Below are 16749 nucleotides of genomic sequence, written 5' to 3'. Positions count from 1 at the left end.
CGCTACAGCGTGAGGGCGCCCGCCACAAGTTCGTCGAAGCGCTGCAGCGCTTCGTCGGATTCGGTGTCGAGGCCGCGCAATGGGCCGCGATCGGCCAGATACCGCTGCGCGTATAGCCGGGCGACGAGCGCCTTGCGGTCGGTGCCGCGGGCGGCCCGCTCCCACGCCGCCTGCTCGGTGAGCAACGCCCCGGCATAGACGTCGCCCATGAACTGCGCCAGCGGGTACAGCCGCGCCTCGGCCAGATCCCGGTCCAGCTTCGTCCACGCCGTGATCGCCGCATCGAGATCCTCGATGCGCCGCGACACCAGGCGCGTCGTGTCGTCATCGTCGGACACCGACACCGCATCGCGCATGCGGGCCAGCAGCGGCTCGTGCGCCCGCGACTGTTGCATGCCGCGGCGCACGTCCAGACACAGGATGTTGTCGGAACCCTCCCAGATGGTGTTGACCTGCGCATCCCGCAAAATCCGGGCCACCGGCCAAGTCTCGATGTAGCCGTTGCCGCCGTGCATCTCGACCGCGTCGGACGCGGCGGTGAGCCCGAGCCGGCACACCCGCAGCTTGGTCACCGGTACCGCGATACGTTGCCGAATCGCTTGGGGCTGACGGTGATTAGGGGCGCCGGTGCCGTCGAAAATCAGCGCCAGCGCGGCTTCGACGTCGACGATCATCTCCGCCAGCTTGCGCCGGATCAGCGGTTTGTCGATCAACGCCTCGCCGAACGCCCGCCGCTGGCGGGTATAGCACAGCGACTCGACCAGGGCACGGCGCGCATTGCCGACGGCGAACGATGCGGTGCCCAGCCGTAACGTGTTGGTCAGTTCCATCATGCGGCCAAGTCCCTTGCCGTCGGCCGGCCCGGAATCAGCCTGCGGTTCACCGGACAGCAGAAAGGCTTCGGCGTCGACGAACTCGATCTCGCCGGAGGCGACCGAGCGGGTCCCGAGTTTGTCCTTCAGCCGCCGGACGCGCACGCCGTTGCGGGAGCCGTCCCGACGTGTCCGCAACACCAGGAACGACGCCACCCCCCGGGTCGAGTCGGGGGCGCCCTCGGGTTTGGCCAGCACCACAAACGCCTCCCCGGCGCAATTGGAGGCAAACCATTTGAAGCCGTTCAGCAGCCAGGCGTCGCCGTTGCGGGTCGCGGTGGTTTCCAGCGCGCCCAGGTCGGAGCCCCCGGTGCGCTCGGTCATCAGCTGTGCCGCCTCGCCGTCCCACTCGCCGGAGTTGAGTTTGCCCAGGACGTAGTCGCGCACATCGGGCGGCGCGTAGGCCGTCGCCAGTGACCGCACCATGTTGCCGCCGGTGCCCAGCGCGCAGGCCATCCCGATGTCGGCCTGGTTGAGCAGATAGTTGGAAGCGAACAGTGGCAGCGACGGGCTCACGCCGGCCCGCTTGGCGTCGTCGCGCAAGGCTTGCTGGGCGTGCAGAATGGCCCGCTTGGACCGGGTGAACGATTCCGGCATCACCACCCGGCTGATGTCATGGCCCCACCGGTCGTAGCGTTCCAGCTGTGGGGGATTGCGGTCGGTCTCCTCGGCCCAGCGCGTCACCGGGCCGCCCATCAGCTCACCGATGCGGGTCAAATGAGACTCGGCGACCCCCAGTTCGTCGGGCTGCAGGTAGTACGCCATGGTGAACTGCAGCGTGGGATCGGTGAGGTACCAGTTGAGACCGGTGGCGCCCTGGTAATTCTCGGTGCGGTAGCGCCCGGCTTTTTCCGGTGTCGAAAACGGCAGCCGGTCCACAGCCTCCAGCAGGTATTCGCTCATCCCGCGACACTATTACATAGGTTTTATATATGTCTAGACGTCTCGAACACCGGTTCACGGACACCTCAAACGACTTGCGGCGCAAAGACATACAGCTGCTATGCGGGCTCAACCGGGGTGAGCCGCGGACCCGCCACCGCGTACGCGAACCGAACTTATGTTCCCTCGTTCAGGCTTCGCTGCAGGACCGCCAGCCACGTCGCGAAATGAGGATCGTCGCGTTCCAACAGATATATCGCCGGGTGGCGACCGAAGTGCACACCCACCGGCCGATCCGGTTGAGCGGTGTCGAGCCTGACCACCACATCCTGTTCCACCGCCGACGAGCCACTGTCGGCGGTGGACGGCGTGGTCGTACCGGGCGACGACGCGGCCGTACCACCCCCGCTGGGCATGCCGCATCCGCTGACGAGCACCGCCGTCGCCGCTGCCCGGCCGACGATCCGGGCGCGCGTCGAGGCGCTGCGGGGCTTGCTCACGCGGCGCGCGGCAGATCCGGCCTTGCCGTGGCTGTGTGTTGTGTCGGCCTGCTGGGCGTCGGCGCCCAGCCGACGTAGGTCAGATACAGCCCGACCAGCGTGGCGACCAGGCACAAGCTCACCCACACGGCCTGCGCGCCGATCATGCTGTTGGCAAGCGACACGAAAGCCCTGGGAAATGCCAACAGCAAGAGTCCACGCAGCGTGACCAGCCAGCCCAGCACGGACACGATGATCGCCGGGGCTCCGCGCCACGATTGGTGACCGGCCACCATCACCAAGCCGAACAGTAAGACGAACGCCCCGGTCACCCAGGTCCACAGGGAGTTCGCTTCGAACTGCGAAAGCAGGGTCTGCATGTCGGCGGCACGCACCACGGCCGTCAGGTCGACGATCACCAGGAAGGGTCCGAGCACCCGGGCGAACATCCGGGTTCGGGACTGCGAATCAGGTGAGACGTTCATGGCCATACCTCCATCCGACGCCATTGACGAATCACCTTGAATCGCATCATGAGACGGCCGGCGGCGGTAGGGACCGAAGTCCCGCGGGTCTCCGGCATTCGTCAGTCAAGCGCGCGGGCGGCCCGCATGGGCTACATGGGCACCAGGAACTCGGAGGTATAGAACTCGGCGGGGTCTTGGGAATTGGGGTTGGGACGCTCGACGATCACCCACACGCCCGTCGTACCCTGTCGCACCGTGTCCTGGACGGTCACCGTCCCCGTCCCGCCCGCGTCGAGGTCAAGGCTGGCGAAAGCGGTGCCCGGGGCGCCGGGGCCGCACGAGCCAGTGGCCGGGCGCGGCGCCTGGATCAGGCCGACGTCGTAGTGCATCCCCGGTTGTGCGGGGTTGATCAGGTGTACCTCGGCGACCGCCTGCGATCCCGCTCGGTGGATCAGCGCCGAGCCGGTGCCCGTAGGCGGCGAAACCGCCGGCAACCTCGGCGCGACGGAGGTGCGGCTGTAATCACATTGCCGCATCGCGGCCCCCAACGCCACCCTGGTGGGCCCGCTCGCCCCCGGATTGGCCGCCGCAGCTCCACCCGTGATCAGCGCTGCCGGGCACGTCACCAAAGTGATTGCTGCCGTGTACGTCAAATTCCGCATCAGCCTGCGCATGGCCCCCACCGTCTTCATCTATTGGTTTGCCCGACCCGCACTAGATATTGACGGCATTGGCGCCGCCGAAACCTCATTGGATTGGCAGTTGGTTCGGCGTGCCCGCCGCCGCAACTGGTGTATAACCACAGCGGCGGGCCGCGGTGCCCGGAGCTCTCGGAGGAGTCGGATGGTCAGCGTGATTTCCACAGCGAAACCAGGCCCATGACAGGCGAATTGCGGATTTCGCGGCGACAACTCGGTGCCGCCATGAGTGCCATTCTCGCGGGCGGGCTGATTGCGGTGGGTACGCGCGAGCACAAGTCGGCGAACTCCGCGGCACCGACAGTCTCGGCGCAATCGCTGGGGTACACCGTCAACGTCAACAAGCCCGGCGGTGCACCCGGCTATGTATTCTTCGTCTCCGGAACAACGGCCGCCCATCTTGGGGCCGGGTCGCGCCCCTGTGTGCTCGTCGTCGCCGACAAGGCCGGACATGTGGTGTGGCAGCGCCAACTTCCGGCCGGGGAGACCGCCGGCAATCTCCGCGTCCAGCACTACCGGGGCAAGCCGGTGCTCACCTGGTGGCAGGGCCGCAAGCAGTGGGGCCACGGCCTCGGCGCCAGCTACATCGCCGACGACCATTACAACGTGATCAGCGCTGTGACGCCCGGCGGTGAACTGTCGTCGGATATCCACGAATTCCGGCTCACCCCGGACGGCCGCGCCCTGATCACGTCCTACCCGGAGGTGGCGGCCGACCTGACGGCTGTCGGCGGACCCAAAGACGGGCGGCTCTACAACTGCACCGCCTCGATTGTCGACGTGGCAACGAAACAGACGCTGTTCCAATGGGATGCGTTGAGCCACGTCCCGATCAGCGACTCGCCGGCGAAATACACCGCCGGTCAAACGCTCGACGTGTACCACATGAACTCGATCGCGCTGGACCCGGCGGGCAACCTGGTGATCAGCATGCGCGCCCTCTCCACGGTTTTCAATGTCGATTGCCGCACCGGCGCCATCAACTGGCGACTGGGTGGTAAGCAGTCCACGTTCGCCCTCGGCGACGGCGTCGACTTCGCCTACCAGCACGACGTGGAGATGCCCGACGCCAACACGATCACGTTGTTCGACAACCACTTCGAGGGCAGCCTGGGACAAAAAGACGGCGGCTCCGTGCCGACCAGCCTGAAATGGATTCGCCTGGATTTCGATGCCGGCCGCGCGACACTGCTTCGCGCTCAGCGGCATCCGGGGGATCTCAGCGTGGGCGCCATGGGCAACCTGCAGCAGCTGCAGGGCGGCAACACCTTCTCCGGATGGGGCACCGCCGAACACATCTCCGAGTTCACCGCGGGTGGAGAGATGGTGTTCGACGCCAGCTTGCCTGGCGGTACCTATCGGGCGTTCCTCGACGAGTGGACCGGCGATCCCGTCGAACCCCCTGAGCTGACCTTTGCCGGCGATACCGCCCACGCCGTGTGGAACGGCACCACCAGGGTGAACCGGTGGCGGTTGCTGCACGGCCGGGAAAGCAACACCATGACGCCACAAACCACCGTCGCCTGGGCGGGCTATGACACCCCGATCCCGCTGTCCGGGAATTCCGATGGCTACTACCAGCTAGAGGCGCTGGCCGCCGACGGCGCCGTCGTCGGCCGGACCGCGCCGATCACGCGGTGAGCGGGCCGCGAGTCTGCGGTCACGTCGTCGAAACTGCGGCCAGCGCGTGCGTCGAGCGGCTGAGCCCGCGCTGGGCGCAGGCTCGGCCTCAGGGGCCGATGCGGATCTTGCCCGGCGACCACAACCCGCCGCGGGTCGCGGTACCCAAGTCCAGTTGCGCCGGCGGGGCATCGACCAGGGTGTCGAACTTGCGCAGCGATCCCCAGTCGCGGGCCCAGTCGCGCGACAGATAGGTCGCCATGACATGGGCGCGCAGCAGCAGGTCGGTGATTCCCAGCAGGCCGCCGTTGACGCCGTCTTCCCAGGTGTCGGTGTCCAGTTTCTTGGCGTTGTAGTCCGGCGTGATGCGGAATTTCGGGATTTCGGTGACGCCGTTGACGTGCAGCATCGGCTGTTGACACGGGAACGCCAGCCCGACCGCCCAGTCCAGCAGCACCGGTTGCGTGGAGCCGACGTACTCCTGCAGGGAACGCAGCTCCGGCACCCGCGGCGGGGTTATCGCGATCCAGTCCTCCGGGGTGAGCGACAGGTCCTCGGCGACCACTCGGACCGCGACGGCGTCGGCGGGCATCGTGTCGCGGGCGAACCGCAGATTGCGCCAGGCCTTGGGCTGTTCCCCGTACAGGTCGTCGGGCACCAGCCGTCCGGCGGGCACCAGCGCGCCCGGCCCGGGCCGGGCGTATTCCAGCACCACCGTCTGGCCGGGGGTGTAGCCGTGCAGGACGCTGTGCCCGGCGATCTTGCCGGCGGCGGTCACCACCACCAGCGGATGTCCGTCGTCCGGCTTGGGCAGTAGGTACCAGGCCGACGCGAGCCGGCTTTGCTGCTGCGGACCGGTGGTGTAGGTGCCGGCCAACGGAACGCGCGCGGGATCGAGCTGGTAGGGCAGCGGGACCGTGGATCCGTTGATGCCCGCGGTCTTGAGCTTGGTGGGCGCGTCCCAGTCGTAGTCGGTGCCGGGCTGGTTGGGTTTCATCACGATCGCCTCGGCCACGGTGTGCTCCGGCACGCCGTTGGGGGTGAAGCCCGTCGGGTTGGTGCCGCCCAGCGGCCCCAGCGGGCCGTAATCGCCGGGCAGCGCGGTCATGAAGCCGTTGTTGGGGTCTGGTTCGACGAGCACGTCGTCGGCCAGGCCGCAGCCGCCGACGAACGCCCGCAGGTTGGACCAGCCGTTGGAGTAGGTGGGGTACTGGCGCACGATCCCGGCCACCATCGACGCGACGAAGACCAGCGCCATGAAACCCGCGGCCAGGGGGACCGGCGCTTGAGAAGGCCAAGTCAGTGCCCGGGCCAGGCGGCCCTCACCGCTGCCCCGGGGTGCGAAATGCAACCAGGCCGCATACACCAAGGCAATGGCGAACAGCGCGAAAAAGGTTGTGCTGACGGTTATTCCGCCGATCTTCGGCATGGCGCTGTTGAACGGTACGCCGTAGCTGGAGACGTACCACCAGCCGTTGGTGGTGGCCCAGCACAACGCCAGCATGAACAGCACCGCCGCCAGGAACGCCATCCGGTTGCGCGACCAGCGCAGCACTTGTGGTGACACCAACACCGTCGTCAGCGCGGCCATTGCCGCCCCTACCGCGGCGAACAGCCCGAAGTGGTGCACCCACTTGGTGGGGGTGAACATCAGGAAGAACATGGTGGCGAAGATGACACCCATCAACCGCCACGCCGGCCCGCGCGCCACGCCGGGAATTCGCTTGCGCCGCAACATGATAAACACCGCGGTGAATAGGCACAGGGCGGTGATCAAAAAGCCGAAGCGGCGCGACAGCGAGCCGTCGACGGTGGGCAGGATGAGGTAGTAGTAGCGCAGGTTTTCGGTGTACCAGGCCTGGCTGGGACCGATTTTGCCGCGAACCCTGGTGGCTTCCAACACCGTTGACAGCGTCTGGTCGGCGAACACCACGGTCAGGATGATGGTGCCGGCGGCCAGCATCGGCGACAGCAACGCCCATGTGCCGACCAGGCGGTGGCGTTTGACGAAGATCCGCAGGATCGGGCGGCCGCCGGCCACCAGCGCGGCCACCGCGATCAGCCCGGTGGGCTGCACGCCCAGCGTGAACGCGGCGGCGATGATCGCCAGCGCCGCCGGGGTGAGCCGGCTATAGCGCATCGACCGCTCGATCAGCACGTAGGTGACCAGCGAGCCCAGCGCGATGATGCCCTCGGGGCGCAGGCCGTTGTCGAACGGCATCCACGCGGTCAGCAGGACCGTGGCCGCTGCCCAGTTGGCGGCTTTGCTGGAGGTCACCGCGGGCCCCAGCCGGGGCAGCACCTCACGTGAGAGCAGCAGCCAGCACACCAGCCCGGCGAACAGGTCTGGCAGCCGCATCCAGATGCTGGCGTCGCTGACGTGGGTCATCAGCGCCAGCAGGTTGTAGTACCAGCCGAACGGGTCCTCGGGGCTGCCGAACCAGCGAAAGTAGTTGGACATATAGCCGGCGCGGTCGGCGACGCGGGCCATGCCCAGGATGTAGCCGTCGTCGGAGGAGTTGGCGCCGATGACGTGCCAGAGCAGGAAGGCGAAGATCACCACGCCGTCGAGCAGGGTGAAGGTGCGCCAGTTGGCCGGAATCCACCGGCGCATCCGCCGGCCGTCCAGCTGGTCTAGGCGCCACAGCGCGACGAGCGCGACGACGGTGGCCGCGATCGCGCCGATGATCGCCAGCAGTTTCATCGTGGTGGGGGTGGTGGAGAACCGGGTGTCGATGGTCGCCGACAGCCGTAGCCCGGGTGGCGCGGGTCCGGTGAGGTCGGTGAATACCCCGACAATTTGGGGGCGCAGGTTGGGATCGGGGAAGCCGCCGCGCAATGGTTGCCCGCCGGGATCCTTGAGGCCGACGAAGGTGGCGAACGTTCCGGCGTGCGTCGAGGTGACCTCGATGCGTGAACATCCCGGCGAATTGGCGCCGCCGACCACCGCGTCGCGCGGCACCGACAGGATCACCACGTTGCGGTCGGTGACGTCGACCCGCTGACTGCTGACGACGACGAACATCGCCTGCAGGTTGGCGTCCTTGCCCTGCTTGGGTGCGGTGCCCAGCACCACCCCGCCTTGGGGCGGCATGCCGCGCACCACCTCACACGGCACGGTGGCGGTCAGGTCGACGGGCGTCAGGGAAATCAACGGCGCCGTCACGCTATTGAGTTGGCCATTGTGTGGCCAGTTCAGCATCGCGGTGGTCTGCACGACGGGCAGCAGCGGTGTCGCGACCGACAATACGAACCCGATCAGGCCCGCGATCGTCGCTACCCAGCGGGTCAGCCGCACGTCGCGGCGCTCGTTAGTGCCGCGAGCAGCCGCAAAAGCACCCAAGATCGCCCGATTTGGGGTGCTTTTGCGACTGCTCGCGCCCTGTGTCATGGCAGCGCCCTAATGGGTCCTCGCCGGCTCCAGCCGGGCACGGTGATAGCGCCCTGCTGCACGACGGCGTTCGGCGCCTGGTCGGCCGGCACCAGCCGGTAGTACTGTTCCACCGAACCCCAGTCCCGATACCAGTCGCCGCGCAGATACGTCGAGATCGTCGAGGTCCGCAGCAGCGCCTGGGTGAACAGGAACGGGCCGCCGGTGGAACTGGACTGCCACAGGTTCGACGACACCGCGGTTTGCTTGTGGTCGGGCATGATGCGGTATTCGGGAAGTTCGGCCACGCCGAGGTGTTCGGAGAACGGCCGTTGGCACGGGAAGTTGGCTGCGGTCGCGATGTCCATCAACACCGGTTTCTGGGATCCGATCAGCTGCTGCAGCGTTTCCAGCACCGGGACCCGCGGCGGGGTGAAGGCGAACCACTGCTCCGGGCTCAGGTTCGGGTCGTAGGCGACAATGCGCGCCACGGTGGCCTCCGGCGGCGCCCAGGTCAGCGGGAACCGCAGGTTGCGCCACGCCGGTTGCGGCCCCAGGTCGATCGGGAACACCTGTCCCAGTGGCGCGATGCTGCCGTCGGGCCGGGTGAGGCCCCACTGCAGTTTCAGCGACTGGCCGTAGACGAAGTCGCCGTCCTCTTTGTAGGACCAGATGGCCCCGGCGGCCGAGATCACGACCAGCGGCCGGTCTGCGCTGCGGGCAGGCAGTTGATACCAGGCCGAGGTGGCCGTGGCGGCCAGCGTGTTCTCGCCGTAGCTGCCCATCACCGGGGTGCGGGCCGGGTCAAGGCCGAACGGCAGCGCCGCGTGCGACCCGTTGACTCCGACGGGGCCCTTGCCGCCCGCGGTGCCGGCGGAATCGGTGATGGCCGCGTTGGGCTTGTTGGGAGACGCGTCGGAATTGACCACTCCGGGTTTACTGACCACCGGGTCGGACTTCAGGTCATCGCCCACGCCCTCGGGTTTGAAACCGACCGGGTTGACGCCGCCGAGCGGTCCGGCGGGCCCGAAGGTTTGGCCCGGAACCGGTTGCAGCATACCGATATTGGGATCGGGTTCGGCCAGCACGTCGTCGGCCATGGCGCAGCTGGACAGGCCGGATTCCAGCGCCGCCAGGTTGGCCTTGGCGGTCGTGTAGAGCGGGTAGCGCAAGACCGCGCCCTTGGCCAGTGAAGCGACTTCGCCCACGACCATGATCGTCGCGACCACCAGCAGCGGGGTGGAGGCCAGTACCCGGTTGCGCCGGTTGTCCTTGACCTCGGTATGCCCGGCGTAGTCCATCCGGAAGTGGTACCAGGCGGCCAGCAGACCGGTGAGGATCGACAGGGTCAGGAACATCGAGGTCACCGGGTGGCTGGCGATGACGGGCTGGATGTCGTACCACGGCACTCCGTAGTTGCCGACGTAGAACCAGCCGTTGATGCCCGAGGTTGCCCATGCCAGCACGAACAGCAGCGCGGTGATGTAGAGCGTGAGGTTTCGCCGGCTGTGCAGGCCGATGCGGGCGACGGTGAAAGCGGTGACCCCACCCAGTGCGCCGGCCAGCCCGGCGAAAGCGCCGAACTGGATGGCCCATTTGGTGGGGGTGAACGTCAACAGCAGCAGGCCGATCGCCGTCGTACCGATGAGCCGCCAGGCCGGACCGCTGGCCAGCCCCGGCACCCGGCCGCGGCGCAGCAGCACGAACAGCATTCCGAACAGGCACAGCAACATCACCAACACGGCGAATCGCCGCGACATCGACCCGTCCGCATTGGACTCGACCGTGAGGAAGTAGTAGCGCAGGAAGTCCTGGTACCACGCGATTGTGGGCCCGACCTTGTATTTGATCCGCGCCGACTCGGCGACCGTCGCCAGCGTTTGGCTGCGGAACACCACCACGGTGATCAACGCCAGCGACGCGGCGAGCACGGCCAGCGGTGCCAGTAGCCCGTCGGCTGCGCGGCGTCGCCGGATGGTTTGCGCGATGGCCCGAGCGCCGGTGAGGAGGGGCGCCAGCGCTATCAGGCCCTGCGGCGCCAGCGTGGCTGTCAGCATCGCGACGATGACGGCCAGCGCGGCCGGGGCCAGTCGCCGCTGCGCGATCGAGCGTTCCACCAGCATCCAGGTGACCAGCACACCCAGCGCGATCAGGGGCTCGGGGCGCAGTCCGTTGTTGAACGGCAACCAGGCGGCCACGAACACCGCGCCGGCCGTCAACACCGCGGCTCGGTTGGACGCCAGGCCGCCTTTGCCCGGTCCCAGCCGCCGCAACATGAAGTGGCTGATGATCAGCCAGCAGGCGATCCCGGCCAGCGTGGCCGGCAGCCGCATCCACACGCCGGCGGTACTCACCGATGCCAGGTGGGCCAGCACGCCGAGATACCAGTCGAACGGCGCCTCCGTCGTGCCGAAGTAGCGGTAGTAGTTGGCGACATAGCCGGCCTTGGGCGCGATGCGGGCGATGGTCAGGTTGTAGCCGTCGTCCGACGAGGTGGCGCCGATGATGTGCCAGAGCAGCAGTGTGGCGATCACCCCGGCGTCGGCAAGCCAGATTGCCAGGCCAGGGAGGCGTCGAGGCGTCCGTAAACCGCCCCGGCTCTGGCGATCCAGGACCGCTAAAGCGGCAATGCCGGCCAGGACCGCCAGTGCGCCCAGGGTCATCGCGATCGTCTTGATGGCGGTGGGGTTGGTGATGAATCGGGTGTCGACGTCGACGCGTGCCGACAGGCCGGGCTGGGCGGGCACCTCCAAGTCGGTGAAGATGCCGCCGACCTGTGGCTTCTTTTCGGCCGGCAGGGTTCCCGCGGCGCCGGGAATGCCGACGAAGTCGGCGTGCGCACCGCCGCCGTCGGCCCACAGGTGAAGCACGCTGCAGCGCCCCTCGGCGATTGCCGAGCGCGATGCCACCGCTGCCACCGTGTCGCGGAAGGCGACGACCACGGTGTCCTTGTTTGCTCGCACGAACAGGCCATACTTGCCGGTGTTGAACCCGTCGGTCGGGAGTGTGGACAGCACCAGACCGCCATTGGGGGGCAGGGTGGCCATCGCCGAGCACGGGATGGAGATGTCGAGGGCGCGTGGTGCCCCGGATAGGAGTGGGGCGGTGATTTGAGTGACGTTGCCCGCTGCGGTGGTGCCCTGGGGCCACAGGATCGTCGCCGTCGTCTGCTGCACCGGAAGCAGCGGAACCAGGGCGCACAACAGCAGTCCGGCTATTCCCGAGACGACGGCTACTAGGCGGGCGATCCGGTGAGATCGCTCATTACCGTCGAGGGGCACGAGGGTCGATCGTAGGCGACGAGGCTGAGTGGCTTTTGAATGCGGGGCCGGGAAGCAGCGTGGAGGACGGGGTTCGGGTGGCCTGTTTCGGCCGAGTGTGCGGCCGGCGCGGCCACCGCGTGAAGTCGGCGCTAAGCCGTGATCTGCGTGCGGTCTCGGCGTGATCCGCGTGGGCTTTGCGGCTAGCCTCGTTTCTCGTGCGGCTGGACCCGGCCTGCGCCGTCTTGCGTGACCTTGGCGATCCAGAGGTACGTTGCCGAGTACCCCGCCACGCACGGGCGCGGAATCTGGCCGCCGATGAAGTCCTTCCGCGGGTCAACCGGTTGCGACCAGCCGCGCCACCCAGGCTGCTTAACAGCGGATCGATGAGGTCGACCACGATCCAATGCTTCGTCTCATCGGTTCCGGTGATTACCCCAAGCTTGTACGTAGTGCCACCGACGTCCACCGTGACCGGAGAGCCGAGTACCCGCTGCTCTAATGGCTTGGTTGCGTCGTCGGCAGCGACGACGACACGCTCAATATTTGTCGGAATGTCGTTCAATTCGGGCGTTGACGCTGGGTTGAGAACACGCCCCCCACCTGCCCATACGCGTTCGTTCAGTGTACAGATGTAGCGCGCGCTTGAGCCGTCTGCGCTGTCTCCAACACCGGATGAGTAATTTCAAGGGGTGTTACTGATGTGGCGGCTGTGAGTTGTAGATGAGGGTGTCCAGGATCGGCGTTGGATTCCCAACTCGAGCCTGGAGGCCCTCATGGACGCTGACCTGGACACCCTCGTTACGCACTGTACGTGACTACCGATGATTTCCTGATCGACAATCCGCAGTATCGGCCGTGGCGCCCGAAGGTCGGGTTCGCGCCTCGTCTCGGCGATGCTGAACTGGTCACTCTCGTCGTCGTCCAAGCGCTGCTCGGGTTTACCTCTGAAGCCCGGTGGCTGCGCTACCGGCGTCACCGCAAGGGTTCTGCAACGCCTCCTCGCGCTCACCGTAGCGATCTGGCACAACGACCGCACCAATCGCCCATCCTGCGACCACTGACCGCCTACGACCACTGACCCTTGGAACTACTCATCCAGTTTCGCTTGCAGAGGGTGAAGTTTACGATCAGACCAACTTGGTGGTTCAGGCTGCGGTGAACGCTGCGTTCGTGAATTGATTCAGGCTGCGGTCCAGTTGTCGCCAGGCTTGCGCCAGAGCGCTGCGAGTGGCGAGATCTGTTGGGAGCCTTGGGTCTAACTCGGCCAATCCAGGTGCGAGGACACGCCCGTAGACCTTGGTGAACAGCACCGCGACACGTCGGCCCAGGGCAGTGAGTTGGTAGCGGTGATGACCGGGCAGCCTGACGATGAGCCCTTTGCGTTTGAGGCGGCGCAGGTCGTAAGTCGCCTGCCGGCTGGTGTAGGGACAGCCCAGCAAGGCGCTGACGACCCGGACCAGGGCTGGGTTGTCGAACCCGGCGAGCAGGTGGGTGAATCCGACGACGACGGCCATCACCGGTGGCTCGCCGAAACGCAGCGCGGGTGCGTGCTGGCCGTCACTATCGGACGGTCGGGTCACCTCGATGAAGATGGCCACATCTGGAGCGGGCCGGGCATCGGCTGCTTGCGCGTCGCATAGACGCTGGTTGGCCTCATCGCCCCCGCCCAAAGGGCTTTTCGGTTTTCGGCGGTGACTCGCCGGCCGATTCCGAAGTCGCGGGTGTCGCAGATGACCGTCTCGGTGCGCAACGCCCGCTGCTCCATGAAATACTGCTTGATCCGGCTGGACTTGTAGTAGCAACTGATCGGTGATGCCCAGCGGGCCGCCGCCGTTCTTGTCCATCACCGGGGAGTTGGCCTCGGCGCCGAACCGGTCCGGCAGGATCCGCCATTTCGGCGTCTCGATAACGCCGTTTTGATGGCCGAACGGTCGCTGGCATGGGAATGCCAGCCCGACCAGCCAGTCCAGGAACACCGGATCCTTGGAGCCCACCACGTCCTGCAGTGTGCGCAGCCGTGGAATCCGCGGCGGGGTCAAGGCGATCCAGTGCTGCGGAGCCAGGTCGTCGCCGTCCGCCACCAGGCGAATCTGGGTGGCCGTGTCGGGGATGGCCGACAGCGGTGCCCGCAGGTTACGCCAAGCCGGCGCCGCGCCCACGTCGGCGAATCCTGTAGAGCCGCTGTGCTTTCCGGCGGCTGCCTGCTCATCGGTGGCCCATTGCACCCGGACTCTCTGCGGATCGAACCGGCCCGCCGCTGACACCACGAGCAGCGTGGCACGCGCAGTCAAGGGCCGATCACCAAGACCGGCAATGAACACACGCGCGCCGCTGCTGGTCGAACCGGCCTGGCGCCACCGCACACCGGACCGGCCGGGTGTGAGCCTCGCGGCGCCCCGCGGTCCACTCGGCGGCGGCTCGGGCGCGCGGCCAGCAGGGCAACCGGCGGCTGGATGACCGGTCGCTACGGCAACCCGTTGATGCCGCTTCGGCCCAGCAGCGACCCGGGGCCGCCACCGGCGCCGCCGCTGCCGCTGACCACGGTGCCGACGCCACCGTTGCCACCACCGCCGCCGTTGCCGATCAGCACGGCGTTGCCGCCGGCCCCTCCGTTGCCGCCGTTGCCACCGCCGCCGCCGGCGCCTCCGGCACCGCCGACGCCCCACAGCCGCCCGGCCGTGCCACCGGCGCCGCCGTTGCCGGCCGGCCCGCCGGCACCGCCCAGACCGCCGGCACCGCCGGCGCCGAACAGACCCGCGTTGCCGCCGCTCCCGCCGTCTCCGCCGTCACTGTTGTTGAGGGCGGCCCCGCCGGACCCGCCGGCCCCTCCACTGCCGAACAGCAGGCCGGCGTTGCCGCCGGCGCCGCCGTTGCCGCCGGCACCGAAGGGGTTGGCGTCGGTGAATCCGCCGGCCCCGCCGGTCCCGCCGGTGCCGAACAACTGACCTGCGTTGCCGCCAGCCCCGCCGGCCCCGCCATTGCCGGTGAATCCCATCCCGCCGGCCCCGCCGTCCCCGCCTGGGCCGCCGAGCAGCCCGGCGCTGCCACCCGTCCCGCCCGCGCCGCCATCGCTGATGCCCCAACCGCCGTCGCCGCCGTTGCCGCCGCCGGCGCCAAGCAACCCGCCAAGCAAACCGCCGGTGCCGCCCGTCCCGCCGCGTCCGGCGTTGCCGGACGACGTGATACCGCCGACTCCACCGGCGCCACCGGCGCCGAACAATCCGCCGGCGCCGCCCGCTCCGCCGGCGCCGCCGGCCAAACCGCTGGCCGCTCCGCCGACCCCGCCGACTCCGCCATCGCCGAACAGCCACCCGCCGGCACCCCCGGTCCCGCCCGCGCCACCCACTGCGCCGAAGGCGTTCGGCTTGCTCGCTCCGGCACCGCCGGTTCCGCCGCTGCCGAACAGGCCGGCGGCACCGCCGGTACCGCCGGCCTGCCCGCTACCTGCCTGGCCCGATCCGCCGGATCCGCCGTCGCCGAGCAGCCAGCCACCGGGTGCCCCGTCGGCGCCGCTGCCCGCCGCGCCGGGCGCCCCGTTGCCGATTAGCGGGCGCCCGGTCAGCGCCTGAGCGGGTGCGTTGATCGCGTTGAGCACCTGTTGCTGCACGGTGTGCAGGGTCCCCAGCGGGGTGCTGGGGCTTGCCGGCGCGTTGAATCCGTCCAGTCCGAGCAGCAGTCCGCCGATACCACCTGCTCCGGTGCTACCCGGTGCCGGGCCGTTGCCCCCGGCGCCGGCGTTGCCGCCGTTGCCAATCAGGATCCCGTTACCGCCGTTGCCGCCGGCCCCGGCGGGTCCGCCTCCGAAGCCGGCGGTGCCGCTTTCCGCGCCGGCGCCGCCCGCCCCGCCGTTGCCCAACAGCAGTCCGCCCCGGCCGCCGTCGCCGCCGGCGCCGCCGGCGCCGAGGAAGGCGTTGACTCCGCCGGCTCCGCCGATACCGCCGGAGCCGATCAGGCCGGCGTTACCGCCGCTACCACCGGTGCCCCCGCTGCCACCCAAGCTGCTTCCGCCGTTTCCGCCGGCTCCGGCGTTGGAGAACAGCTGGCCCGCATTCCCGCCGGTTCCCCCGGAACCCCCAAGGCCTTGATCGCTGGCGCCGCCGGTCCCGCCCGCTCCGCCCTGACCGAACAACAGGCCGCCATCGCCTCCGGCCCCGCCGACGCCGCCGGCATTGCCGCCGAATCCGCCCGCTCCGCCGGAACCACCCGATCCAGTGAGCATGCCGCCGGTTCCACCGGCTCCGCCGGTACCGCCGGTGTCACCGCCGAAGCCGCCGGTTCCGCCGTTTCCGCCGCCGGCTCCGACCAGGCCGGCGAGCAGCCCGCCGGTTCCGCCGGCGCCGCCCGTGCCCCCGTCCATGCGCCCGTACCCGCCGGTTCCGCCGGCCCCGCCGGCGCCGAACAAGCCGCCGGTTCCGCCGGCGCCGCCCGCCCCGCCGTTGCCGTTCACGAACGAGGACTGCCCCCCGTTTCCGCCGGCGCCGGCGTTGCCGGCCAGCCAGCCGCCGCCGCCGCCGGCGCCGCCGGCCCCGCCCGTGCCGGTCGGATTGTTCCCGCCGGCCCCGCCGGCCCCGCCGGTGCCGAACAGCCCTGCGGCCCCGCCGGCCCCGCCGTTCTGACCGCTGTTCAGCGCGCCGGATCCGCCCGCCCCGCCATTGCCGATCAACCAGCCGCCGGGCAAACCGTTCTGCCCGGTGCCCGGGGCGCCATTGGCGCCGTCACCGATAAGCGGCCGCCCGGTCAATGTTTGAACCGGCGCGTTGACCGCGTTGATCACCTGCTGAAGCGGCGAGGCAGTGGCGGCCTCGGCGACGGCATAGACGTCTGCACTGGAATTCAACAGCCGCACGAACCGGTCGTGGTAAACCAGAGCCGCAGCGCTGACGCTTTGATAGGTCTGGCCATACTGGGAAAACAGCGACGCCAACGCCGCCGAGACTTCGTCGGCCCCTGCGGCCAACACTGCCGTCGTCGAGGCCGCTACTGTGGCGTTCGCCGATCCCAGCGACGATCCGACTCCTACCAGGTCCGCTGCTGCGGCCGCCAGTGCTTCAGGGCTGGCCAACATGAATGACATCGCATGATCCCCTTAGCGCAAGTT

At 68.7% G+C, this 16749-nt stretch carries 8 protein-coding genes and 2 pseudogenes; 2 read left to right on the top strand and 8 right to left on the bottom strand.

What is annotated here, in order from left to right:
- Positions 1 to 2: 2 nt before the first annotated feature.
- From EET10_RS27895 to EET10_RS27880, 4 genes are all read right to left on the bottom strand, one after another.
- Positions 3 to 1775, bottom strand: a complete 1773-nt coding sequence (locus EET10_RS27895; protein WP_122502686.1) for an acyl-CoA dehydrogenase family protein — start codon at positions 1773 to 1775, stop codon at positions 3 to 5.
- A 155-nt stretch (positions 1776 to 1930) separates the two neighbouring features.
- Entirely contained in the window at positions 1931 to 2254 is a 324-nt protein-coding gene (locus EET10_RS27890) for a hypothetical protein (protein ID WP_036404477.1), read from the bottom strand.
- Positions 2251 to 2718 (bottom strand): hypothetical protein, encoded by a 468-nt coding sequence (locus tag EET10_RS27885; protein WP_425461716.1) that lies wholly within the window; start codon positions 2716 to 2718, stop codon positions 2251 to 2253. Before EET10_RS27885 ends, EET10_RS27890 begins: the two co-directional genes overlap by 4 nt.
- Before the next feature lie 131 nt (positions 2719 to 2849).
- Positions 2850 to 3374 carry a hypothetical protein gene (locus EET10_RS27880; protein WP_036404860.1) on the bottom strand — a complete coding sequence of 175 codons (525 nt, stop codon included), beginning with the start codon at positions 3372 to 3374 and terminating at the stop codon, positions 2850 to 2852.
- A gap of 249 nt (positions 3375 to 3623) precedes the next feature.
- On the opposite strand from EET10_RS27880, the gene EET10_RS27875 reads away from it, so the two are divergent.
- Complete coding sequence (locus EET10_RS27875; protein ID WP_036404858.1) at positions 3624 to 5039, top strand: arylsulfotransferase family protein; 1416 nt, start codon at positions 3624 to 3626, stop codon at positions 5037 to 5039.
- 88 nt (positions 5040 to 5127) lie between these two features.
- Here the strand turns inward: EET10_RS27875 and embB are convergent, their stop codons facing one another.
- Both embB and EET10_RS27865 read right to left on the bottom strand, forming a co-directional pair.
- A complete protein-coding gene (embB, locus tag EET10_RS27870) occupies positions 5128 to 8409 on the bottom strand; it encodes an arabinosyltransferase EmbB (protein ID WP_122502685.1) in 3282 nt (1093 codons plus the stop codon).
- Positions 8406 to 11669 (bottom strand): arabinosyltransferase domain-containing protein, encoded by a 3264-nt coding sequence (locus tag EET10_RS27865; RefSeq protein ID WP_036404470.1) that lies wholly within the window; start codon positions 11667 to 11669, stop codon positions 8406 to 8408. Before EET10_RS27865 ends, embB begins: the two co-directional genes overlap by 4 nt.
- Positions 11670 to 12424: 755 nt before the next feature.
- Between EET10_RS27865 and EET10_RS32545 the strand changes: the two are divergent.
- Positions 12425 to 12618, top strand: a pseudogene (locus tag EET10_RS32545) (IS982 family transposase); the annotation flags it as partial.
- A gap of 829 nt (positions 12619 to 13447) precedes the next feature.
- On the opposite strand, the pseudogene EET10_RS27850 reads toward EET10_RS32545, so the two are convergent.
- Positions 13448 to 13933: pseudogene (locus EET10_RS27850) on the bottom strand (arabinosyltransferase C-terminal domain-containing protein); the annotation flags it as partial.
- A gap of 182 nt (positions 13934 to 14115) precedes the next feature.
- The gene (locus tag EET10_RS27845; RefSeq protein WP_122502684.1) at positions 14116 to 16725 is read right to left on the bottom strand and encodes a PE family protein; all 2610 of its coding nucleotides are present in this window, start codon (positions 16723 to 16725) and stop codon (positions 14116 to 14118) included.
- Positions 16726 to 16749: the final 24 nt, after the last annotated feature.

Origin of the sequence: Mycobacterium pseudokansasii, from assembly GCF_900566075.1 — a bacterium.
In the GTDB taxonomy this organism is placed as follows: domain Bacteria; phylum Actinomycetota; class Actinomycetes; order Mycobacteriales; family Mycobacteriaceae; genus Mycobacterium; species Mycobacterium pseudokansasii.
This window is presented reverse-complemented; position numbering and strand designations above follow the sequence as displayed.